19 protein-coding genes are annotated in these 22,875 nt (G+C 62.0%); all 19 read right to left on the bottom strand.

Annotated features, from left to right (window positions below; translation table 11 throughout):
• Positions 1 to 62 precede the first annotated feature (62 nt).
• Positions 63 to 965: an RNA polymerase sigma factor RpoH gene (gene rpoH / locus ACVCMJ_RS13055; RefSeq protein WP_447081826.1), complete on the bottom strand. Its 903-nt coding sequence runs from the start codon at positions 963 to 965 to the stop codon at positions 63 to 65.
• 285 nt (positions 966 to 1,250) lie between these two features.
• Positions 1,251 to 2,102 carry an endonuclease/exonuclease/phosphatase family protein gene (locus ACVCMJ_RS13050; protein ID WP_447081825.1) on the bottom strand — a complete coding sequence of 284 codons (852 nt, stop codon included), beginning with the start codon at positions 2,100 to 2,102 and terminating at the stop codon, positions 1,251 to 1,253.
• Between the two features lie 10 nt (positions 2,103 to 2,112).
• Positions 2,113 to 3,906, bottom strand: a complete 1,794-nt coding sequence (aspS, locus tag ACVCMJ_RS13045) for an aspartate--tRNA ligase (protein WP_447081824.1) — start codon at positions 3,904 to 3,906, stop codon at positions 2,113 to 2,115.
• A 31-nt stretch (positions 3,907 to 3,937) separates the two neighbouring features.
• On the bottom strand, positions 3,938 to 4,588 hold the full coding sequence (locus tag ACVCMJ_RS13040) for a DUF502 domain-containing protein (protein WP_447081823.1): 651 nt from the start codon (positions 4,586 to 4,588) through the stop codon (positions 3,938 to 3,940).
• A gap of 18 nt (positions 4,589 to 4,606) precedes the next feature.
• Positions 4,607 to 4,834 (bottom strand): FmdB family zinc ribbon protein, encoded by a 228-nt coding sequence (locus tag ACVCMJ_RS13035; RefSeq protein ID WP_447081822.1) that lies wholly within the window; start codon positions 4,832 to 4,834, stop codon positions 4,607 to 4,609.
• 104 nt (positions 4,835 to 4,938) lie between these two features.
• Positions 4,939 to 6,210 (bottom strand): putative Na+/H+ antiporter, encoded by a 1,272-nt coding sequence (locus ACVCMJ_RS13030; RefSeq protein WP_447081821.1) that lies wholly within the window; start codon positions 6,208 to 6,210, stop codon positions 4,939 to 4,941.
• 50 nt (positions 6,211 to 6,260) lie between these two features.
• Positions 6,261 to 7,886 carry a GMC family oxidoreductase gene (locus ACVCMJ_RS13025; RefSeq protein WP_447081820.1) on the bottom strand — a complete coding sequence of 542 codons (1,626 nt, stop codon included), beginning with the start codon at positions 7,884 to 7,886 and terminating at the stop codon, positions 6,261 to 6,263.
• Positions 7,887 to 8,016: 130 nt separating this feature from the next.
• Positions 8,017 to 9,012: an acetamidase/formamidase family protein gene (locus ACVCMJ_RS13020; protein WP_447081819.1), complete on the bottom strand. Its 996-nt coding sequence runs from the start codon at positions 9,010 to 9,012 to the stop codon at positions 8,017 to 8,019.
• Between the two features lie 48 nt (positions 9,013 to 9,060).
• Positions 9,061 to 10,458 (bottom strand): amidase, encoded by a 1,398-nt coding sequence (locus ACVCMJ_RS13015; RefSeq protein WP_447081818.1) that lies wholly within the window; start codon positions 10,456 to 10,458, stop codon positions 9,061 to 9,063.
• Between the two features lie 38 nt (positions 10,459 to 10,496).
• Positions 10,497 to 11,225, bottom strand: a complete 729-nt coding sequence (locus ACVCMJ_RS13010) for an ABC transporter ATP-binding protein (RefSeq protein ID WP_447081817.1) — start codon at positions 11,223 to 11,225, stop codon at positions 10,497 to 10,499.
• Positions 11,225 to 11,974, bottom strand: a complete 750-nt coding sequence (locus ACVCMJ_RS13005) for an ATP-binding cassette domain-containing protein (RefSeq protein WP_447081816.1) — start codon at positions 11,972 to 11,974, stop codon at positions 11,225 to 11,227. Before ACVCMJ_RS13005 ends, ACVCMJ_RS13010 begins: the two co-directional genes overlap by 1 nt.
• Positions 11,967 to 12,992 (bottom strand): branched-chain amino acid ABC transporter permease, encoded by a 1,026-nt coding sequence (locus ACVCMJ_RS13000; protein ID WP_447081815.1) that lies wholly within the window; start codon positions 12,990 to 12,992, stop codon positions 11,967 to 11,969. Before ACVCMJ_RS13000 ends, ACVCMJ_RS13005 begins: the two co-directional genes overlap by 8 nt.
• 65 nt (positions 12,993 to 13,057) lie before the next feature.
• Positions 13,058 to 13,927, bottom strand: coding sequence for an ABC transporter permease subunit (locus ACVCMJ_RS12995; protein ID WP_447081814.1), 870 nt, complete (start codon positions 13,925 to 13,927; stop codon positions 13,058 to 13,060).
• Between the two features lie 78 nt (positions 13,928 to 14,005).
• The gene (locus ACVCMJ_RS12990; RefSeq protein ID WP_447081813.1) at positions 14,006 to 15,562 is read right to left on the bottom strand and encodes an ABC transporter substrate-binding protein; all 1,557 of its coding nucleotides are present in this window, start codon (positions 15,560 to 15,562) and stop codon (positions 14,006 to 14,008) included.
• Positions 15,563 to 15,696: 134 nt separating this feature from the next.
• A complete protein-coding gene (locus ACVCMJ_RS12985; RefSeq protein ID WP_447081812.1) occupies positions 15,697 to 16,383 on the bottom strand; it encodes an ANTAR domain-containing response regulator in 687 nt (228 codons plus the stop codon).
• Positions 16,384 to 16,388: 5 nt separating this feature from the next.
• On the bottom strand, positions 16,389 to 17,537 hold the full coding sequence (locus ACVCMJ_RS12980; RefSeq protein ID WP_447081811.1) for a transporter substrate-binding domain-containing protein: 1,149 nt from the start codon (positions 17,535 to 17,537) through the stop codon (positions 16,389 to 16,391).
• Between the two features lie 499 nt (positions 17,538 to 18,036).
• Positions 18,037 to 18,921 carry a 4-hydroxybenzoate octaprenyltransferase gene (ubiA, locus tag ACVCMJ_RS12975; protein ID WP_447082593.1) on the bottom strand — a complete coding sequence of 295 codons (885 nt, stop codon included), beginning with the start codon at positions 18,919 to 18,921 and terminating at the stop codon, positions 18,037 to 18,039.
• A 55-nt stretch (positions 18,922 to 18,976) separates the two neighbouring features.
• Positions 18,977 to 20,179 (bottom strand): aminotransferase-like domain-containing protein, encoded by a 1,203-nt coding sequence (locus ACVCMJ_RS12970; protein WP_447081810.1) that lies wholly within the window; start codon positions 20,177 to 20,179, stop codon positions 18,977 to 18,979.
• Positions 20,180 to 20,284: 105 nt separating this feature from the next.
• Positions 20,285 to 22,864, bottom strand: a complete 2,580-nt coding sequence (gene cphA, locus ACVCMJ_RS12965; protein ID WP_447081809.1) for a cyanophycin synthetase — start codon at positions 22,862 to 22,864, stop codon at positions 20,285 to 20,287.
• Positions 22,865 to 22,875 lie beyond the last annotated feature (11 nt).

Below are 22,875 nucleotides of genomic sequence, written 5' to 3'. Positions count from 1 at the left end.
CCGGGACAGGCCGGACAAGCCGGGCCAGCGGAGGCAGCGGAGCCAGCCCACTGACCGGGCGTCTATGCGGTCTGGAAGTCCGGTGCCTGGCCGTCCAATGCCGTGCGCAGCTTCTTCAGCGCGGCCGCCTCGATCTGGCGAACACGCTCGGCCGAGATCCCATATTCGGCCGCCAGCTCGTGCAGCGTGCTGCCCTCGTCAGCCAACCAGCGCGCCCGCATGATGCGCTGTGAGCGGGCATCCAGCGACTGCAGCGCCTGCTCCAGACGCTCCCCTTGCAGCGCATCCATGCCGCGCCGCGCCAGAACCTGGGCCGGCTCGTGCGACGGATCCGCGATCCAGGACGCCGGAGCAAAGCGGTCTTCATCGTCGGCTGGCGCATCCAGGGCATATTCGCCGCCGGACATGCGCACTTCCATCTCGGCGACGTCCTCCGGGCGCACGTTCAGCTCTTGCGCGATATCCGCGGTCTGGGCGGTCCCCAGGCTGCCCCCGTCCGGGCGCATGCGGCGCAAGTTGAAAAACAGCTTGCGCTGCGCCTTGGTCGTCGCGATTTTCACCAGCCGCCAGTTACGAATCACGTATTCGTGAATCTCGGCACGAATCCAGTACACGGCAAACGATACCAGCCGCACCCCGCGATCGGGATCGAATCGGCGCACTGCCTTCATCAAGCCGATGTTGCCTTCCTGGATCAGGTCCGCATGCGGCAGGCCATAGCCCAGATACTGGCGGGCGATCGACACCACCAGACGCAAATGGGAGAGAATCAGTTCCCGCGCGGCATCCAGGTCATTCTCGTCGCGCAAGCGGTGCCCCAGGCTGGTTTCCTGGTCACCCGTCAACATGGGGAGGCGATTCACCGCGCCGATGTAGGCTTCGATGGAGCCTAATGCACCGGGATTGGAGATGGCCAGCGCGAGTTGGGCCGGCGCCAATGCCATGGATGACGAAGCATGGGTCATAGAGTCAGGATCCTCCTCAGAATTCTACGATGATGTTAGCACTCCATGATGGCGAGTGCTAATGCCGGGCTGCCGCCTGATACAGATGGCATCGCAAACGCCGTCCGGGCAGCGCCCTCTGCGATCGATGCGCCCGCGGCTCCCGCCCTGCACAGGCCAGGCGTCGCGCACCCCGAATTCGAATGAGCCAGAGAGCACACCCGTTGGACGGTTCCGAAGCGGAAAAGTTCGGGCACCGGGTCCTTCTCCGGCCGCCGTGCTGCGCCCCCGCCCGGTGCCGTGCCCTCAGGGCAACTCCAGCTCGGTGACCAGCGGTGCGTGGTCGGACAAACGCTTCCATGGGGCACCGTGCAAGACCCGTGCCCGCCGCACCGCAAAGCCTCGCTGATAAATGCGATCCAGCCGCAGCCATGGAAAAACGGAGGGAAACGTCCGTGGCGGCGGCGTCAAACGGGCCTGGCCATTGACGCCCAGGGCCGGGACCATGACCCTAGGCTGCCCCGGCAACCAGGACAGACGCTCGCGCAAGCGCGCCACCGTCCGCCGCAGGCGGTAGATTTCGTCCACACCCTGGGGAGCCAGGGCAAAGACTTCGGACAGTCCCAACTGTTCCACGAACAGCGGCGCAAGCCGATTGGTCCAGTCATTGAAGTCCCCTGCAATGAGCAGAGGTTCCTGATCCGGCACCAGCCGCCGGATACGCTCCGCCAGGGCGCGCACCTGGCGTGTCCGGCCACCGGCCAACAACCCCAGATGGACCACCATGCAGTGGATCTGCACATCTCCGACCTGAACGACGCTGTGCAACAGCCCGCGCTGCTCAAGCCGGTGGTCCGAAATATCCTGGTTTTCGTGGAAGACGATGGGGTAGCGCGACAGCAGCGCATTGCCGTGATCCGTCTGGGCCCGGACGGCGTTGCAGCCGTAGACCGCGTTCAGATGCAGGGCCGCCGCCAGCGATTCATGCTGCGCGTCCAGGCTGCCGTGGATCTGATTGCGGCCCTGGACTTCCTGCAAGAACAGCAGGTCGGGCCGCAAGCCATAGAGCCCCAACCGCAGATCGGCCAGCGATTCCCTCCCGCCGGTCGCGGAGCGGCCCTTGTGGATGTTGTAGCTGACGACCCGCAAGATGGGCACGGGAAACCTCCTATTTGGCCTCCGTCTGGCGCAGGCGGATATGCAGTTCCCGCAATTGCTTTTCGTCCACCGGAGACGGCGCATGCGTGAGCAGATCTTGGGCGCGCTGCGTCTTCGGGAAAGCAATCACGTCGCGGATCGAATCGGCACCGGCCATGAGCGTGACCAGACGATCCAGGCCGAAAGCCAGGCCGCCGTGCGGCGGAGCCCCGTATTGCAAGGCGTCCAGGAGAAAGCCGAATTTCAGGCGGGCTTCCTCTTCGTCGATCTTCAGCGCCTTGAAGACTTTGGTCTGGACGTCGGCCCGGTGGATACGCTCCGACCCGCCACCGATCTCCCAGCCATTCATGACCATGTCATAGGCGCGTGCAAGCGCCTGTTCGGGGTGCGTTTCGAGCAGATCCTCATGGCCCTTCTTGGGGCACGTGAACGGGTGATGCGCCGCCGTGTAGCGACCCTCTGCCTCATCGTACTCGAACATCGGAAAGTCGACGACCCACAGCGGCTTCCAGCCTGCCGTGAACAGTCCGTGCGTACGGCCGAATTCCGACAGGCCGATCTTCACCCGCAGGGCGCCCATGGCGTCGTTGACGACCTTCGCGCGGTCGGCCCCGAAGAAAATCAGGTCGCCGTTCTGCGCCCCGGTGCGCTCGATGAGCGCGCGCAAGGCGTCCGCGTGGATGTTCTTGACGATGGGCGACTGCAGGCCTTCCGGGACCGCGGTGGCATCATTCACCTTGATGTAGGCGAGGCCCCTGGCGCCGTAGATGCCGACGAACTGGGTATAGGCGTCGATCTCGCTGCGCGCCAGGCTGCCGCCGGCGGGAACCCGCAACGCCACCACGCGACTGGCGGGATCGTTGGCGGGACCGGCAAAGACCTTGAAGGCCACGTCGCGCATGAGATCGGCGATATCCGTCAATTCCAGATTCACGCGCAAATCGGGCTTGTCCGATGCATAGCGGCGCATGGCCTCGCCCCAGGTCATCACAGGGAAAGGATCGGGCAGCGCCACGTCCAGCACCTGCTGGTAAATGGTGCGCACCATGCCTTCGAAGATTTCGCGGATCTGAACCTCGTCCAGGAAAGACGTTTCGCAATCGATCTGAGTGAATTCCGGCTGACGGTCGGCGCGCAGGTCCTCGTCGCGGAAGCACTTGGTGATCTGATAGTAGCGATCAAAGCCCGCCACCATGAGCATCTGCTTGAAGAGCTGGGGCGACTGCGGCAGCGCAAAGAATTCGCCCGGATTGACCCGCGATGGTACCAGATAGTCGCGCGCGCCTTCCGGCGTGCTGCGCGTCAGCATGGGCGTCTCGATGTCGATGAAGCCCAGTGCGTCCAGAAAGTTGCGGGCCACCATGGAGACCCGATAGCGCAGCATCAGGTTGCGCTGCATCTGCGGCCGGCGCAGGTCCAGCACCCGGTGCGTCAGGCGCGTGGTTTCCGACAGATTGTCATCGTCGAGCTGGAAAGGCGGCGTCACCGAAGCGTTCAGGATCTCGATCTCGCGGCACAGGACCTCCACATCGCCGGACTGCAATTCGGGATTGCGGGTGCCCTCCGGGCGCAAGCGCACCAGGCCGGTGATTCGCACGCAATATTCATTGCGGATGCGTTCCGCGATGGCGAAGCCCGCCTCATTGTCCGGATCGACCACCACCTGGGCCAGGCCCGTCCGGTCGCGCAGGTCGATGAAAATCACGCCGCCATGATCGCGGCGGCGATGAACCCAGCCGAACAGGGTCACGGTCTGGTCGAGGTGGGCTTTGGACACCTCGCCGGTGTAGCAAGTGCGGTTCAAGAATGGCTCCGTCTGAGGAAATGTTCGAAGATCAGTGAGATTCGGGCGGGATGAAGTTCGGCATCGGGGGCTCCGCATGCCGATGGCGCTGCACCACGGCTGGCGCAGCCACCCCCATGGACACGATGTACTTCAGCGCCGTCTCGACCGACATGTCCAGAATCTGCACATCGGCGCGCGGCATCATGAGGAAGAATCCCGATGTGGGATTGGGCGTGGTTGGCACGTATACACTGACGTACTCGCCCTTGAGGTGTCCCGCGACCTCGACGCTGGGGGTACCGGTGAGGAAGGCGATGGTCCACGATCCCGCCCGGGGGTATTGCACCAGGACAGCCTCGCGAAACGCCTGGCCATTGGGCGCAAACAACGTGTCGCTGACCTGTTTGACCGAGTTATAGATGGTGCGGACCAGCGGGATCCGCCCCAGCAGCGATTCCCAGCGCGACAGGATGGCTCGGCCGATGAAGTTGGCAAACAGCAGGCCAGTGGCCAGGATGACGATCAGCACCAGCGCCAGTTCGAAACCCGGAATGCGCACCCCGAAGAGCGCCTCCGGCGACAGGAACGACGGCACCAGCGCCCCGAGCGTGCTGGCCAGCGTGACCAGCACCCAGACAGTCGCGATCAACGGCAGCCAGATCAGCAGGCCGGTAATGAAGTAGCGTTTGAAAAAGCGCATGAACCCGTGGCCGGGGCGTCAGCCCGGTGTCGCGGCCGAAGAGGCGCCCTTGGACGCGCTGGCGCTGTGCGCAGGACTGTCCGAAGAAGCGGTAACGCCGGATGAATGGCTGGAGTGGGAGCCGCCCCCCCGGAAGTCGGTTTCGTACCAGCCCGAGCCCTTGAGCCGGAAGCCGGCGGCGGTCACCTGTTTTTCGTAAGTCTCATGTCCGCACGCCGGGCAATGCGTCAGCCGAGGGTCGGACATCTTTTGCAGCGCGTCCTGCTGGTGCCCGCAGTCGCTGCAACGATATACATAAATAGGCACAACCTGTGTCCCATAATAATCAGTCAACGGGATTTTAGTCCTTTTTAACTGAAGGAATTCGGCAGAAGAAACATGATGACGGCGACCAGGGTCGGCACGGCCGCCGCACCCAGGAGCTTCAGCGGGGCGATGGTGCCATCGGAAAAGCATCCCTTCAGGATCGAGAAGCCCGCCGGGTTGGGGGCATTGGCGATCACCGTCAGCCCGCCGCCCGTCACAGAACCAGCCACCAGCATGTAGCGCCAAAGTTCTCCGGTGCCTTCGACCAGCGAGCCCAGATAGGTCAGCGCGGCGTTGTCCGTAATGGCCGTGAGCCCCGTGGCTCCGAAATACAGCACATAAGGGGACAGTCCCGCCAGCAGATCCTGCAGCCACCACTGCTGCAGGCCTCCCAGCACCACGAGCCCCGCGAGGAAGAATCCCACCATCAGGCCCTCGCGCAGCAGCAACCGCGACTGGTGCTGCGGGTAAGCCTGGGTGTAGCCGATGAACAGCACCAGCAGTGCCATGAAGATGTGAATGTGATGCGAGGCCAGCACCACGCCGAGCAGAAAGAGCACGTGCACGCCCATCACGGCCCACGAGCACCTTGGCCTCTCGGATTCGGCGGAGCCGCCCGGTCCGATGCTCAGCAGGAAAGGCCGGCAGATGAATGTCAGCGCGAGGCTGTTCAGAATGATGGCGCAAGCGGCCCGCCAGCCGAAATGCGTCGCCATGAAGGCCGTATCCCAGCCGAAGGTCTGGGCCACCATCAGCACCGGGGGCGCCGCATACGCGGTCAGCACCCCGCCGATGGAGACGTTCACGAACAGCACGCCCACCATCAAATACTTGAAACCGTCGTGGCCGGGGCGCATGAAATAGGACCGCCGCAACAGCAGCGCGGCCAGCGTCATGGCGGCCGGCTCGGTGATGAGCGAGCCCGACAGCGGGACCAGCGACATGACGACGAAAAAGTGCGCCAGCGTCGACTGCACCGGCAGCAGCCGCGCCACCGCATCCACCACCAGCCGCACCAGTTCGACGATGGGGCGGCTGGCCGCGACCACCATGATGACGAAGACGAAGGCGGGCTCCGTGAAATTCCGGGTATCCAGGTAGTGCACGGCTTCCTGCACCCCGCCCGTGAGCCACATCCAGCCGAATAGCGCACACGCCCAGAACCCGAATACGGCTTCGACTTCCGAAAGCATGTGCCACAAGCCGGCATGCGGCCCCCCCCGCTCCGCCCGACGGGCAAAAACGGGCACGGAAAACGTATGCGCGATGGCAATGGCAAACAAAATCGTTGCCACGATCTCGGTGTGACTGACCATGGAAAGACCCAGAAAAAAGGGAGATTCGGACGATGCCGCGTGGTTCGGGGTCAGGCCGGCTGGCCAGCGTCCCCCAGAATCATGCGGGCACCCTTTTCGGCGATCATGATTGTCGGCCCATTGGTGTTGCCCGACGTGATGCGCGGCATGATCGAGGCATCGATCACTCGCAGGCCTTCCAGGCCCCGCACGCGCAATTCCGGATCCACCACGGCCAACGGATCGACGCCCATTTTACATGTGCCCACCGGGTGGAAAATCGTGGTCCCGATCTGGCCGGCAGCCGCCTCCAGATCCTGTTGCGTCTCGATGGCATCGCCCGGGAGATACTCCTCGGGGTGGTACCGGGCCATGGCCGGCTGGCCCATGATGCGCCGTGTCAGGCGCAGGGCATCGGCCGCGACGGCGCGGTCTTCCGGCGTCTGCAGATAGTTGCACAGGATGTCGGGATGGTCGGACACGTTGGGCGAGGTCACGCGCACATAGCCCCGGCTGGTAGGCTGCAGGTTGCAGGGAGCAGCCGTCATGGCCGGAAAGGTGTGCAGAGGGTCGCCGAATTTGTCCAGCGACAGCGGCTGCACATGGAATTCCACATTGGGGCGCGCCCGGCCTTCGTCGGAACGCGCAAACGCGCCCAACTGGGACGGCGCCATGGACAGCGGGCCGGTGTGCGAAACCAGATACTGCATGCCCATCCGGGCCTTGCCCCACATGGAATTGGCCATCGTGTTCAGCGTATGGGCGCCCTGAAGCTTGAAGATCATGCGCAGCTGCAGATGGTCCTGAAGGTTTTCGCCCACGCCGGGCAGGTCCAGCACCAGCGGAATCCCGAGCTGGCGCAGCCGCTCGGCCGGTCCCACACCCGATACCTGGAGCAGCTGGGGCGAACCGATCGACCCTGCCGCCAGCACGAGTTCGCGGCGCGCGCGCGCATGCACGCGCTGTCCCTCATGGACGAACGCCACCCCCAGAGCACGCCGCCCCGAAAATTCAATGCGTTCCACGTGAGCGCCCGTCATGACTTTCAGATTGGCGCGGGTCATCGCCGGGTGCAGGAACGCCCGAGCGGCGCTCCAGCGCACTCCGCGCCGCTGGGTGACCTGGAAGTAGTTGCAGCCGAAATTGTCGCCGCAGTTGAAGTCCGGCGTCCGAGGGATGCCAGCCTCGGCGGCGGCGTCCCGAAACGCATCCAGCACGTCCCAGCGCAGGCGCTGCAATTCGACGCGCAACTCGCCGGAGCCACCGTGGAACTCGCTTTCCCCAAGATAGTGGTCCTCGGCGGCCTTGAAGAGCGGCAGGACCTCCTTCCACGCCCAGCCCGCGGCGCCTTCATCGGCCCAGCGATCATAGTCGGCCGCCTGGCCCCGCAAATAGAGCATGCCATTGATCGACGAGGAACCGCCCAGCACGCGGCCTCGTGGATAGCCCAGCGACCGGTAATTCAGGCCCGGATCCGGCTGGGTGTGATAGCACCAGTCCGTCCGTGGATTGCCGATGCAATACAGATAGCCGACCGGAATGTGGATCCAGCGCCAGTCATCCGCACCGCCCGCTTCCAGCACCAGCACGCTGTGCGACCGGGACAGCCGGTTGGCCAGCACGCAACCCGCGGAACCCGCGCCCACGATCACATAATCGAATTCCAATACCGATGCCTCTGGCGCCTGACCAGCCATGCTGTCTCCTCGGGGGACGGCTGGAACGCTGACATTCCGGTCCCTGCCGTTTTTTCGTTGGCTGTCAGTCTAGTCTGATTCGCGCGCCCCTGCCAATGCCGCGCCGGCCGCGCGGCGATCCCTAAGTGGACTAGGCGGGCAAATAACCCTTTTCGAGCATTGCGCCCACGGAATATTTCGGGTCGACGAAATTTCCGAGGCGGACCTTTCCGCATTGGCTGAGCATCATGTACGCATCCCACTGATCGAATCCATAGTCTTCCACCAGCCAGCGAATCAGTTCCCGATACGCGATTCTCGTCGCATCTTCAAGAGGTCTGGCGCTACCGATGCCCATGATGCTCGTCGCATTCTCCATACGCGGCCAGTCGATCTTCCAATTCTTGATAAGGTCCACCCGAATGGTCGTGGTGCTGGAATACTCCACAGCGGTTCCGCACACTTCGCCGTCTCCCTGGCAAGCATGGGCGTCCCCAATGAATAGTCGAGCACCGGGCGACCGAATCGGCAAGTACGTGATGCTTCCTGGCCCGATATCCGGTATATCCATGTTCCCGCCGTGATTGTCGGGAACCAGCGCGTTGATGGAATCGATCTCGGGGGAAACGCTCAGCGTCCCGATGTGAGGCTTATACGCCAGCGTATGCGTCTTGCTCCAGTAGACATGCTCACGATCCACCTTGATCCGCCGCACGATCTCGGGAAGCGGCTCATGAAGCGAGGCGGTATAGTCAGTGGACGACAACCCGCCGAAGTACGGAATCATGCAACAGATTCCGTGGGGATCCTCGCCACGAGGCAACATCTCTTCGATATGGACCGCCAGGACGTCGCCCTTCTCGGCGCCATCGACCAAAATAGGGCCATTTTGGGGATTCAGGTAGGGGAGCTCCAGAACCTTCGACGGGACGTCCGATTCGCTCTGAATCTTTCCTTCGAAGGCATCACGAGTGTCCACGATGACGCGGTCGCCGGGCTTGATCGACAGCACTGGGTCCGAATACGGGCCGACGGTATAGTGAAACTTCTTTTGCATCTCCTCTGTGAGGTGATGAGTCTCGGGCGCGCGGCCCGCCCCGACCCCACGGCGATTCATGACGGTATTGTCCAACCAGGTCTTGTCCATGCGAAGCCTCTTCACAGAACGCAGTTAAGAACGACACATCTCCCGGGATTACTGATCGATCCCCTGGATAGGAGGGTGCCTCTCATGAAAATCCGTATGGGCCTGAAACAGCTGGCCCAGCCGGACAAGCAGCCTTTCACTGAGCGGTTTGCCAACGATCTGAACCGACACGGGCATGCCACTTTCGCCATAACCAGACGGCATCGTGATTGTCGGCAACTGACTCATGGTGAACGGCACGGTATATCGATGAACCTGAGCCAGGCGTTCCACGCTCATGCGAACCATTTGATCGGCCAACGGCGCTTCGAACGGCAACCCGGGAATCACCATGACGTCCACACACTGCAACGCCTCCAGAACGCGGCCCCGGAAGTCCAGGCGCCGCAAAATGACCTCCTGGTAATCCAGGGCAGACATACTGCGCCCGAGTTCGATGATGCCCCCGAGGCTCCCGCCATATTCGCCTTTGTGTTCCTCGTACCACCGGCCATGGGCGAACGCCGTCTGAACACCGCACACCTTGAACCAGTCCATATTGATCACTTCGGGGTCCGGGAAATTCATCGGCACGATTTCAACGCCCGCATCCGAAAATACCCGCAACGCCTGCTTCAACCCTTCGGCGACGGCGGCACTGACGTCAGAGAGCGCCCACTTGAAATCCACCCCGATGCGAATGCCGGCGCCGGTCAATTGCTGTCTGGATCCGTAGTCATCCGTCGGGTCGAGCAACGACGTTGGATCCTTGGGGTCGAATCCCGCGATCGCGTTCAGAATGATGCCGGTGTCCAGCGCACTCCGGGCCATCGGTCCGACGTGATCCAGCGTGGCGGCCAGTTCGAATACGCCATATCGGCTGCAGCGGCCCCATGTCGGCTTCAATCCGGTGACACCATTGCTGGCCGACGGCATCCGGATGGACCCGCCAGTGTCAGAGCCGAGTGTCCCGAAGGCCAGGCACGCCGCCGTCGAAGCCCCACTTCCGCTGGACGAGACTCCTGTCCAACGATCGACGCCCCAAGGATTTTTGGGCGATTCGAACGGCGGGGTATGTTCGGCCAGCACACCTTCGGTCGTGTGCACGCGGCCCACGATGACCGCGCCTGCATCCATCAGCCTCTGGACGACAGTAGCGGTTGCATCGGCCGTCAGGCCCTTGCGGCTCGGCATGCCGATCTCGAAGGGATCGCCCTCGATCCCATAGATGTCCTTGATTGAAAGCGGGACGCCGTGCAGCGGCCCTCTCCAGCGACCCGTAGCCAGCTCCCGGTCAAGGCCTTCGGCTGTGGCCAAAGCTCGATCGGCGTATACATGAGAATACGACTTGACCACGGGATCCACTTTTCGGATCCGCTCCAGCTGGCGCTGAGTCAAATCGAGGCTTGAAAGCTCCCGCGCACGGATCCGCTGCGATACATCACCAATAGTGCTGAACAAGTCCATCTTCAAACTCCTTCAATCAGTAGAACGGCATGCGCCCGCTATAGCGCCAGCGCATCCCGCAACTTGCCGTCATCGGCGATGTCGGTTTCGGAAAGTGCTGCGACGATGCAGCCCTTTTCCATCACATAGCCGCGCCGCGCGCCCACCCGCATCAGTTCCACATTCTGTTCGACCAGAAGGATCGTCATGCCCTTGCGATTCAAGTCGACGATGAGTTCTCCGATTTCGTCGACGATATTCGGCTGCACACCCTCGCTGGGCTCATCGAGCAGCAGAATCCTCGGCTCGCCCACCAGCGCCCGCGCGATGGCCAACATCTCTTGTTCGCCGCCGCTGAGCGAGCCCGCCCGTTGTTTACGCCGCTCGCGCAATCGTGGAAATTGCGAAAACATCTCCTCGATCGCATGGGGCTTGTTGCCTCTTTCGAGGGCCCCGACCCTGAGGTTGTCCTCGACGCTCATATAGGGAAAAACCATTCTTCCCTGCGGCACATACCCGAAACCGGAGACGGCGCGATCCTCCGGCGGCAGATTGGTGATCGGCTGGCCGCGGAATCGGACGTCTCCGCGCGTGCTTTTGATCAGGCCCACGATCGTGCGCATCAGCGTCGACTTCCCGACCCCGTTCCGCCCCAAAATGCCAATTGAGTCGCCTTCAGCGACCTCGAAGGAAACCCCCTGCAGCACGTCGCCGCTACCGTAGCCCGAAAAAAGATCCGAGACTTTCAACAGAGCTTCGCCGCTCGCCTCACTCCCTTCCGCCGACATCACTTCTTCCCCCTGCCGAGATAGACGTCCTGCACATCCGGCCGAGACGAAATGTCGTCCATGCCGCCCTCCGCCAACAGCTCTCCCTGGTGCAGCACCGTGACCTTGTCCGCCACCTCCCTGACGAAAGCCATGTCATGTTCCACGACAACTACCGAGAGGCCCTCACGCTTGAGCTGCTTCACGACCTCGGCGGTATGCATGGTTTCGCCAACGCTCATCCCGGCCGTCGGCTCGTCGAGCAGAAGCAGGCCGACGTCCGGCGCAATGGAACAACAGATTTCCAGCCACTGCTGCTCGGCGTATGACAACGCGGACACCAGCAGATTGGATTTGACGACGCTCTCGATACCGAACAATGAAAATGCTCGATTCCTGCTCACACCGGCGCCATTTTGGGCGGTGCTGCCGCGACGGGCTGTGCTCTCTTTGCGAAAGTCGGCGACCCGAATGTTGTGCGCTACATCCAGGTTCCGATACGCGCGATTGCTCTGCATCTTGACCCCGACGCCCCGGCGAATGCGGCGAAACGCGGGCTCCCGTGTCACGTCCGCACCAAACAGCCGCACGCTGCCGCGCTCCGCCTTCTCAAGGCCGACGATCAGCTTGAAAAGCGTCGACTTGCCCGCGCCATTCGGACCGATCAGGCACCGCAATTCGCCGGTTTCCACGGTAAACGAAAGGTTATTGGCGGGAACCACGCCGCCATAGCTCTTATAGAGGCTGCCGACTTCGATGGCATTATTCATGGCGACCCCCGATCGAAAGGCGATGGGTCAGATGAAGCCATCTGGCATAAAGCAATTTCCCCGTCCGGGTCGTCGGAATGACCATCACGACAACGAGCAGAATACCCAGGATGATGAACGCGTACTGATTGCCCGAGGATGAAAGCTGATAGGTCAACGCATTCAATACAAGCGTGCTCAATATCACGCCCAGGAGACTGGCCCTTCCCCCCACCGCCACCCAGATGACCGGGAGAGTCGCCTGTAGAAGGCCCATGGAGTCTGGCGTGATGTAGGATCCCCACTGCACATACAAAACGCCGCTGATCCCTGCCAACGCGGCCGAAATCATGAAGCACGAGGTCTGAAGAAATCGGATGTCGTGCCCAAACAGTTCTGTCCTGATCGGATCCTCTCTGAGAGCCACCAGCGAATCGCCATATCGGGACCGCGTGCAGAGCACGCAGACCACCCAAGCGAGCAGCGCGACAAAAAGAACGAAGAACAGGAATTCGCGTCCCTGGAGTTCGATCCCGAACAGATTCATTCCAGGTATGCCGGTCATCCCGTTATATCCGCCCAGATGCACATCCCCGACGCGCCATTGATAACCTGCGGTCTGGCCAAGGAAGGCGGCCAGGATTAACGAGATCACCAGGGTGACGATCGGTACGATCCATGCCTCGACCCGGCTATAGAAGACGAACCATCCCACGGCAAGGGCTAAGGCGACCGAGGCGGCCACCGCGCCACCGGTGCCCGCCCAGCTCGCCAACCATTCATAATTCCCCAGGTTGCCGGCGATTATCCCGTACGCGTAGCCCGACAGGCCAAAAAAGGCGACTTGCCCAAAGCTCAGCACACCGGCAAAGCCCCACAGGAGCGCCAAGCCCAGCGCCATGGGAATATTGAAGACGTACGAGGCCGCGATGGACGCCGAATAGTCATTCGCGAGAATTGCGAATATCACCATGGCGATCCACACCGGAATCGTCAGATAGTCTTCCAACTTGAGTCTGAGCCGAGTCATTTTTTCCATCTACGTTAGGACTTCGCGCTATGGCCTTCCGTACGACCAGCGAACCGTCGCACGCCACACCCTCATTACGACAGGAAGCGGCGCTGGATCCACTCCGACAGCCCATTGGGCAAAAGCCGGATGAGAATCAGCGACGCGCACATCATTGCCACAACGCCGAGGAAGGTACCGAGCCAGATAGTCACCGGCGTCTCCGCCAACGACAGAAGTCCCGCACTCGCCAAGGCACCCGCGATGACGTTGGAAGATCCACCCGTGACGACCGTGATGAACGCCGGGGCGAGATATTGTTGGCCCATGAACGGCGCGATGGTCGTGTTAGGCGCCAACAACGCACCAGAGAGGCCAGCGAGCCCCGACCCCAGTGCGAATGTCCAGGTATAGACTTTGTTGACGCGCACGCCCAGGGCGCGCGCCATGTCTCGTTCTTGCATTGCCGCGCGCGCCCGGAGACCGAATTTGGTGTGGTAATAGAGAAACCATAGGCTGATGAGCAACAGCGCCGCCACGCAGATCAGCAATATCCAATACCAGGAAAACGATAAGCTGCCGATCGTACCTGCGCCGAACGGAATGGGAATCGACGCAAGGGACGGACCGAACATCAACAGCGCGCCCTGCGCCAGTATCAGACTCAGCCCCCACGTGACGATCATCGCCGACATCTCATGGCCCAGGAATCGGGCGATGAGGAACCGTTGAAACAGGGCACCCACCAAGGCGACTACAAAAAAACTGATCACCACGCAAAGCAGGAGCGGCACTCCCGCCGTGTAGCAGAATTCGGTGATGAAGGCACCCATCATCATGAACTCACCATGCGCGAGATTGATGACGTTCATCATGCCGAGTATCACGACGAGTCCGATTGCGCTGAGCAGCAGGAATGCGCCATTCGTCGCGAATTGATAGACGATGCTGAGAATCGCGTTCACGGAGTCCTTCTCCCGATCTGCTTACGGAAATACGGTGCGCCCCGCCCTATACTGCACAGGCAGGGCGCGCCCCGAGAGTTACTTTTTCTTGGTCATCTTGGCCAACATCGGGAAGAACGGATCATCGCCCGGCGTGTACTGCTTATGTTCCGGGTTCCGGACCAGGTTCACGCCCAACCGCGAGAGCCACCACGGATCGATATTGGGCCACTCGCGCACAAAACTGATGTTCTGATCCTTGTCAGCCCGAGCCATCCGGATGGCGCGCGCGCAATGGTGAGTGGCCGGATCCAGGGATACCGACCCTTCGGGCGCTTCGATCGTCCAGCCACTTTCTAACACCTTTTTCACTTCGGCCTGATCCGTCGTTCCAGCGACTCGAACCGCTTTCGCATACAGGTGAATGGTGAAATAGGTGTTTTGCGCCATGCCGCCGACGTATGGGTCGTTGGGGAACATTTTGAAGAACCGCTTCAGGAACGCCTGATTTCTTTCCGTGGGAAGCTCGGCCATGTAGTGAACCGCGTTGTGCATATTCTCCATCGCCGGCGGGGCAAAGCGGATATGCTCGTAGCCCTGCATCATGTTGATGGTGGAGGCCATGGGGAATTTCAAGCCGGCCGCTGCAGCCTGAGGATAATAATTGGCGAGATTCTCGCTGACCAACAAGGCAAACACCCAATCGGGCTTCGCCTGCTGAACCTTCGCGATGACTTGGCTGAACTGGCTTTGATCCATCGGCAGGAATTCTTCACCGATGACCTCGCCGCCCACCAATGGCGCCACGGCCTTGGCCCATCCAGCGGTCAGCTGACCGAAATTGTAATCAGCGGCCAGCGTATAGAATCGCGGACCAAATTTGCTGACCATATACTGGACAACCGGCACAACCTGCTGCTCACAAACCGGCCCGGTGCAGAAGGTGAATTCGTCGGCCACCCCGCCTTCGTACTGGTTCGTATAGAAATAGAGCTGCTTGCCTTTGTCGACAATGGGCCTGATGGCTTCTCTCTCGGCGCTCGTGAAACCCGCCACCAGCGCGTCGACCTTGTCCTGCTGGATCAATTTCCGGGCCAATTGCTGCCATATCCTATTGTTGGATTGGCCATCCGCGAACGCCAGCTTGACTTCTTTGCCCAGAAGTCCCTTATCCCCTGACGGGATCAGTATCTCGCTTTCGCTGCGATACAGGGCCGGGCGATCCTCGGATGCGCCTCCGTCGGACAGGACCTTTATTGATGCGGCCTTGGTATCGAGCTTCAGCGTGGGGGCATCCTTCGCTGACTTTCCCTCGGAATTGATGCCACCGACCCCCACCGGGCCGCCCGCCAATGTCAGCCCCTGGTTGATCTCGGCCACCGCCAACTGAGCGCAGTGGTACTTCTGGATGCCGTAGATCGCGATATTCCCCGATATGTCTTCGATAAAGCCGATATTCACCGCGCTGTCAGAAGCCGCCACGGCGGGGATTCCAAACGTGGCAAGGCCACCCCCCAGCATGGAGCCAGCGGCCATTACGCCAGACCTTTGCAGAAAGGCGCGGCGGCTCACCCCCGCACCCGCCGGGGTGGATGATCGCACGCTGTCAACACTGTCGGATGAAACACCATTATTACGTTCTTGATCGTTTTTCATTTGTTTCTCCACCTTTGCCAGGGCCATTCTGGCCATTAACGGGAAGTCAAACCTCGTCCTTCAAATCGTGACGAGTGCAGCCACCTACGGATCTACGCCGGACCACAACGTCAATTTCTCCAATACCTTAGTGTTCAATCAAGCATGCCATTGGCGGCCCATTTCCTTCGCCCGATATGTCCAAGGATACCCACGTCATTCACATCATCTGACGTATCGGGCGACTCCTCATCAACGATCCGCTTGCACAGATCCTCAATGCTCATTTGCATATTCATACTTGTCTTGCGTAGGCGCTCGTATGCCTCTTCCTCCGTAAGGTTATTCTCGTCCATCATCATGAGAACCGCTTTCATCACGTAGCGCCGCATGCCCCGACGCAAGTCCAACTTGTGCTGAGACCGCATAAGCTGGAGCATCTGCATATGCCCATTGACCGACATGAAAAGACTCGGGAAGACTGCACCCGCGTATATCGGCTTTTTGATGAATGCGGTAGCGCCATAGGAAAACAACCGCTCCAACCTGCTCGGGGCTTCTATTCCCACCAGGCCTATAATCGGAATGAGCGGCACAGACGTCTTTTCGTAACACGGGACGTGAATCACTATATTCAGGTCGCCGTCCAGAAATAGAATGTCGCGTTCCGTACAAAGACTCTGGCCATGCAGATCTATGCCTTCTTGCATGAGCCGAGCGGCTTCCGTACGGACGCCCACACGACCCAGACTCAAGCCAAGCCTGGCCGAGGCCGCTGCATCGTCCGTGACGATGAGCGCGCGCCGCCGACTGAAATTCTTGACGCAAGAGACACTATTCATAGCATTCACATCTCGGTGCTCACCACCTTGAGGGGTGTGTCGGTCGACAAACCAACCAGATAAGGGTCGGGCCGCACGGGGTGGTCGGCTTCAGCCACGATATCGAATTCGCCACTCGTGTTTGACCTTCCTATTCGTGGAGTGAGGTAGGTATGAAATGTCAGAAGATCCAGATGCACCTCGCCTTGCGGGGCGAGAAATCGATAGTTGAGGGCCTGATTCCGCACACGCTCGATCTCGCTCCCTTCAGGAACGTCCGCCAGAGCGGCACCGAGAAATTTCGTGGCGATGTAGGCTGCCTCGGCTTCGACGGTGGGCAGACAATCGCTCGGGTACAAGCCGCGATAAGCCTGCACGAAAGCCTTGTTCTGTGGTGTATCGACGGTTGAGAAATACACGCTTGAACTGAAATGCCCATCTGCCGCTCCGGGACCGATTTCCTGCAAGTCCGCCTCGGAAAGATTGCAGCTCACGATTGGCATGTCGCCGACCTGGTCGATCCTCGCGTCCACGCACGCCTTCCGGAATTTTCGGAAAAAGTGATAGCTGGATCTGCCGATAAGCGTATTCAATATGAAGGCTGGCCGATGCTTCAAGATTGATCGAATGATCTCGTCAATATCCAGGCCATCAATAGGCACATATTTTTCACCCAAGACCGCTCCGCCTCTCCTGAGGAATTCATCTCTGAATACGCGATTGCTTTCCCACGCCCAAATATAGTCGGACCCCACGCAATAGGCTGTCCGACCGTGGTTATGCATCATGTAATCGATCATCGGATGGATGTGATGATTAGGCGCCGTGCCCGTGTAGACGACATTATCCGAAGCTTCGAAGCCCTCGTAATGGGCCGGATACCAAAGAAGAGCCCTATACCGCTCAAACGATGGCAGCAATTGTTGTCTGCTGGATGAGGTGTAGCAGCCAATGACATGCTTGATGCCACTTCGCAGCATGCTTTCTGCCAATGTGACATATTCTGAATTTTTTCCGCCGGGATCGGCATACGAAAGATTCAGTCTCAACCCAGGCGCCGATTCGGCGAGTTCTTTAACGGCAAGGCGGACGCCATTAACGACCGTGCGGCCCACGGCACCATAGGAGCCCGTCGTAGATATCAACACACCGACCTGGACGGTTTTACTGGCCATCGCAAACCCTGTCAGAAGAAAAAGGCCTATAGCGCAATATGCGCTATAGGCCTTTTTGCCTTGATGCGGAAACTGTGATTCGAGGCGACTGATTTAGAACGGCCGCTACCTGCCGGGCTACGCTGCCCTACACGGTCGCTTCATTACCTTCATAGTAGCGAGATATCGTCACTGGTCAAGTGGCAATCGTTGCAGCCTAGGGTAAACACCGACAGGAACCTCGGTCAGGCGTTCTGAAATTTGGGCCCGCGTGCACGCGGCTGATGCGGGCGAACGCCGCGGTGTCGTCAGTGGTATATCGGCGACTGGATCCGCGCCCTGAACCTCGGCATCGGCGGCCACCTCGGAGGCTACACCGGCAGTGCCGCGAGGAACTGTTCCGAACCCGCGAGCCTGGCGAATCCGTCGTCGTATACAGAGATGTCGCGCGGCGAAAAACGGCGGCATGCTCACGTCTCGGGAGCGTCCGGGCCGGATACCACCACGACAGCGGGCAACGCTACAGCACCGTCCCCGCCAGCGCCGCCACGATGAGCAGCACGCCCACCTGCATATTGGCGCGGAACAGCCGCAAGCCGCGCTCGGGCTTGCGCACGTCGAACACCGCCATCTGCCAGGCGAAATGCCCCGCGATCACGGCCATCACCCAAAAGTAGGGCTGATCCATGCCCATTCCGGCGCCCGCCGCGACCCACAGCACCAGAGTTGCGGCGTACAGGCCGCCGATCCAGCGCTTGCCCTGGTCGCCAAACCGCATGGCCACCGATTTCAGACCCAGCCGGAGATCATCGCGCAAATCGATGTAGGCGTAGATGCCGTCATAGCCGATCTGCCACAGCACCGTGCCCAGCCACATGGCAATCGCCGTCCACGGCACCACGTCGCGAGTGTCGGACCAGGCCATCAGCATGCCCCAGTTGAACGCCGCCCCCAGCACGGCCTGGGGCCAATAGGTGAAGCGCTTGCACAGCGGATAGATCACTACCAGCGGCACCAGAGCCAATGCCAGCCAGCGGCTGTACGCGTTGATCGCCAGCAGGAGGGTCGCGCTCACGGCCATCTGGGCCACGGCAAACCAGATAGCCGCCTTCAGGGTGAGCTGGCCGCTGGTCAGTGGCCGGAAGCGGGTGCGTTCGACCTGATGATCGAAGTCGCGGTCGAACATGTCATTGAACGTGCACCCGACACCGCGCATCAGCAGCGCACCGAGCGAGAAAATCACCAGCCGCCAGACGGTAGGCCAGCCATCGGCGGCCTGGACTAGCGCGGCCAGCGCCGGCAGCAGTGTGAGCCAGGTGCCCACCGGCCGGTCCAGCCGGCACAGGCGCGCATAAGGCCCCCAGGCGGCCGGCAGCCACCGCGCCACCCAGTCATCCGCATGCATGTCCGACAGATCGGGCGCCGTGCGCGGCGCATCGGGGCCGGATGGGCGCACAGACTTATTCCGCCGGACCGATCAGTTCACCCAGGATCTGCACGCCCGTCCGGATACGGACCTCGGGTACCGTCACGAAGCTCAGGCGCAAGGTATTGACGGGCGCACGGACTCCCGCATAGAACGGCGCGCCGGGGACGAAGGCGACATTGCGCGCAATGGCCGATTGCAGCAGCGCTGTCGTGTCGATGCCGGGCCGCAGCGTCACCCAGATGAACATCCCGCCCTGCGGGCGCGTCCACTGCGCGTCGGTCGGAAAATGCGCCTGCAGCGCATCCAGCATGTAGCCGCATTGCTGTTGATACAGGGCGCGGACCTTGGGGAGATGCGTCTCCAGAAACCCGGTTCGCACCGCTTCGAACACCGCCATCTGCGTCACCATGGCGGTATGCAGATCGGTCGCCTGCTTGATCTGGACGAGCTTGGAGATGATCTCGCGCGGGGCCACCACGTAGCCCAGGCGCAGCCCCGGTGCCAGCACCTTGGAGAACGTGCCCAGGCGGATCACCGTCGCGCCAGCCGCCCGCCCCAACCGCAACAGGCTGGGCTGAGGCTCGCCCGCATAGCGCAGCTCGCCATAGGGGTCGTCTTCGATGATCGGCAGCCCAAGCTCGGCGGAGCGGTCGACCAGCGTCTGCCGGCGTTCCCGATCCAGCGTCAGACCGGTCGGGTTCTGGAAGTTCGGCAGCACATAGATGAAGCGCGCGCCGCGCGTCAGGTCCTCGTCCAGCGCCTCGGCAACCAGCCCGCGCGCGTCGGTGGGAACCGCCTGGAATTGCGGCTCGAACAGCGAAAACGACTGCAAGGCCCCCAGGTAGCTGGGCGCCTCGACCAACACACGGGAGCCCGGATCGATGAACAGCTTGCCCAGCATGTCCAGCGCCTGCTGGGAACCCGAGACGATCAGGACCTCTTCGGGGTCCACCGGTGCGCCTTCACGCGACATTTGCTGCGCCACCCATTCACGCAACGGGGTGTAGCCCTCGGTGCGGCCGTATTGCAGCGCGAGCTCCGGCTGGGTCTCCAGGACACGATCGAATCCCGCCTTCAACTGGGCAACCGGAAAACCGGCCGGCGACGGCAGACCGCCCGCAAAGGAAATGACCTCGGGGCGTTCGGTGATCTTCAGGATTTCGCGGATAGCCGAACTGGTGAGCCGATTGGCGCGTTGGGAAAAAACGGTACGGGAAGTAGTGGACATGTCCATGATGGGTTCCGAATGGAGGTCTGCCCCGGGAGCCGGCCGATTGGAGGATCGGCCCGGATCTGTGGGCAGCCGGTGCAAGCCATCTATCTTAAAGCAAACAGACCACTAGGCCGGCATCGGCGTGCGCAGCCGGTGTTCGATGTGCGCCAGCGCCAGCTCGACCTGGTCGATCAGCACCAGACACAGGTCGCCAGGTTCGAGGGCATCCAGGGCCGTGTCGATGGCGAGCAGCTCGCCGTGGATCTCGTCCATCTGGCGGGTGCGGCGGGCGGCATGCAGTCCTTCGCGCAGCAGCGCCAGCACCTCGCCATCGGCGCGCCCGCGCTGGCATTGATCCTGGTACAGGACCACCGAATCGAAGACATCGCCCAGGATCTCCGTCTGGCGGCGGATGTCCTGATCGCGCCGATCGCCGGCACCGCTGATCACGACGGTGCGCCGCTTGGCCGGCATGGCCTGCACGGCTTGCACCAGTGCCTGCATCGCATCCGGATTATGGCCGTAATCGGCAATCACGGTCGCCCCACGATAGTCGAAGAGATTGAAGCGCCCGGGAACCGTTCCCGCGTCATTGACGAACGTGGCCAGCGCCCGCTGGATCTGCACCCAGTCCACGCCCATGGCCCACGCTGCCGCAGTGGCCGCCAACGCGTTCTCCACCTGAAAGGCGATGGTGCCCTGGTGCGTCAGCGGCACGGTGGACAGTTGCACGCGCGTCTCCATGCGGTCCTGGGCGAACACCATGTCGCCTTGGTCCACGAAGGCCACCCGGCCGCCCCGGGCGCGATGCGTCTCGATCACGGGATGGCGCGGATCCCGCGCAAAGAACGTCACCTCGCCCGGACAGCTCGCCGCCATCCCGGCCACGTGCGGGTCCTGAGCGTTTAGCACCGCCATGCCGCCAGGTTTCACGTTCTCTACGATCACGCGCTTGACGGTCGCCAGTTCCTCGACCGTATTGATGTAGTTCATGCCCAGGTGATCGCCGATGCCGATATTGGTGACCACGGCCACGTCGCACCGGTCGAATCCCAGCCCCGCTCGCAGGATGCCGCCCCGGGCCGTCTCGAACACGGCCATATCCACATCAGGGTGCAGCAGCACGCTGCGCGCGCTCTGGGGTCCGCTGCAGTCGCCCGTGTCGATACGCCGGGAACCCACATAGACGCCGTCCGAATTGGTCATGCCCACGCACACCCCGGGGCGGGAGCACAGGTGCGCAATCAGGCGCACCGTGGTGGTCTTGCCATTGGTTCCCGTGACGGCAGCCACCGGGATGCGGCCATTCGTCTTGGGCCCGAACAGCATGTTGATGATGGCGCCGCCTACGTCGCGGCCCTTGCCGAACGAGGGGCTCAGGTGCATGCGCAGCCCGGGCGCGGCATTGACCTCGACGATACAGCCGGTCTCGGGGGTCAGCGGCTGGAAGACGTCGCGGCTCACCACGTCGATGCCGCAGACGTCCAGCCCGACCATGCGCGCCGCCATCACGGCGCTGGCCGCCATGTCCGGGTGCACGTGATCGGTGACGTCGGTGGCCGAGCCCCCCGTGCTGAGATTCGCATTGTTGCGCAACACCACGCACACCCCGGGTGCCGGCACCGAAGTCGGCACATAGCCCTGAGTCGCCATGGTATTGAGGGCGATTTCATCCAGCCGGATGCGCGTCAGCGCGGTCCCGTGGCCCTCGCCGCGCAAGGGGTCCAGATTGATCTGTTCCACCAGCTGCTGGATCGTGCTGCGCCCGTCGCCCACCACCTGGGGCGGGTCCCGGCGCGCGGCGGCGACCAGATGATCGCCCACGACCAGCAGGCGAAAGTCATGACCCGGAAAATAATGCTCCACGATCACACCGCCGCTGAATTCGCGCGCGACGGCGTAGGCCGCGAGCACCTGTTCACGGCCCTGGACGTTGACCGCCACACCCTTGCCCTGATTGCCGTCCACCGGTTTGACAACAACCGGACCGCCGATTTCCTGGGCTGCGGCCCAGGCGTCGTCGGCATCTTTCACGGTACGTCCGCGCGGCACGGAGACTCCCGCGGAGGCAAGCAAGGCCTTGGTCAGAGACTTGTCCTGGGCAATGGCTTCCGCAATGGCGCCGCTGGCGTCGGTCTCGGCGGCCTGGATGCGCCGTTGATGGCGCCCCCAGCCGAACTGGACCAGGCTGTTTTCATTCAGTCGGCGATACGGGATGCCGCGGCGCTGGGCGGCCCGGACGATGGACCCGGTACTGGGTCCCAGGCGCACATCCTCGTAAAGATCCCTCAGGCGGAACAGCGCATCGGCCAGGTCGAACGTCGCATCGGCCAGCGTTGCCTGGCACAGGGAGAGCGCCAGATCGAAAGCCAGGCGCCCCACCGCTTCCTCGACGTACTCCACCACCACGCGGTAGACGCCCCGCTCGTGCGTGGCCGCCACGCGGCAGAAGGACACTGGGCACCCGGCCTGCGTCTGCAGCCGAAGCGCCGCGCACGCCAGGATGTAAGCCAGTGAATTGCTCTCGGCCTGGCCGGCGGGCCGCAGGATGTCGATGTCAGGGAAGCGCGCCCGCAATCGCGTTTCGAAGGCATCCATGTCGCCAATCGCGCGCTCGCTCTCGGAACAGGCGACGACGGCCTCGATGGCCGTTTGCCGACACCATAGATTGGGGCCGCGCAAGGCCCGGACTCGGGAGACTTCCATTTAGCAATATC

Source organism: Castellaniella sp. UC4447_H14, assembly GCF_052978285.1.
The sequence above is the reverse complement of the archived record's forward strand: the minus strand, read 5'-3'. Positions and strand labels throughout refer to the sequence as shown.

Bases quoted from the DNA above. Each gene is read 5' to 3' on its own strand.
- rpoH (WP_447081826.1), bottom strand. From the start codon at position 965: ATGACCCATGCTTCGTCATCCATGGCATTGGCGCCGGCCCAACTCGCG.
- ACVCMJ_RS13040 (WP_447081823.1), bottom strand. From the start codon at position 4,588: ATGCGCTTTTTCAAACGCTACTTCATTACCGGCCTGCTGATCTGGCTG.
- ACVCMJ_RS13035 (WP_447081822.1), bottom strand. From the start codon at position 4,834: ATGTCCGACCCTCGGCTGACGCATTGCCCGGCGTGCGGACATGAGACT.
- ACVCMJ_RS13030 (WP_447081821.1), bottom strand. From the start codon at position 6,210: ATGGTCAGTCACACCGAGATCGTGGCAACGATTTTGTTTGCCATTGCC.
- ACVCMJ_RS13025 (WP_447081820.1), bottom strand. From the start codon at position 7,886: ATGGCTGGTCAGGCGCCAGAGGCATCGGTATTGGAATTCGATTATGTG.
- ACVCMJ_RS13020 (WP_447081819.1), bottom strand. From the start codon at position 9,012: ATGGACAAGACCTGGTTGGACAATACCGTCATGAATCGCCGTGGGGTC.
- ACVCMJ_RS13015 (WP_447081818.1), bottom strand. From the start codon at position 10,458: ATGGACTTGTTCAGCACTATTGGTGATGTATCGCAGCGGATCCGTGCG.
- ACVCMJ_RS13010 (WP_447081817.1), bottom strand. From the start codon at position 11,225: ATGTCGGCGGAAGGGAGTGAGGCGAGCGGCGAAGCTCTGTTGAAAGTC.
- ACVCMJ_RS13005 (WP_447081816.1), bottom strand. From the start codon at position 11,974: ATGAATAATGCCATCGAAGTCGGCAGCCTCTATAAGAGCTATGGCGGC.
- ACVCMJ_RS13000 (WP_447081815.1), bottom strand. From the start codon at position 12,992: ATGGAAAAAATGACTCGGCTCAGACTCAAGTTGGAAGACTATCTGACG.
- ACVCMJ_RS12990 (WP_447081813.1), bottom strand. From the start codon at position 15,562: ATGAAAAACGATCAAGAACGTAATAATGGTGTTTCATCCGACAGTGTT.
- ACVCMJ_RS12985 (WP_447081812.1), bottom strand. From the start codon at position 16,383: ATGAATAGTGTCTCTTGCGTCAAGAATTTCAGTCGGCGGCGCGCGCTC.
- ACVCMJ_RS12980 (WP_447081811.1), bottom strand. From the start codon at position 17,537: ATGGCCAGTAAAACCGTCCAGGTCGGTGTGTTGATATCTACGACGGGC.
- ubiA (WP_447082593.1), bottom strand. From the start codon at position 18,921: ATGCATGCGGATGACTGGGTGGCGCGGTGGCTGCCGGCCGCCTGGGGG.
- ACVCMJ_RS12970 (WP_447081810.1), bottom strand. From the start codon at position 20,179: ATGGACATGTCCACTACTTCCCGTACCGTTTTTTCCCAACGCGCCAAT.
- cphA (WP_447081809.1), bottom strand. From the start codon at position 22,864: ATGGAAGTCTCCCGAGTCCGGGCCTTGCGCGGCCCCAATCTATGGTGT.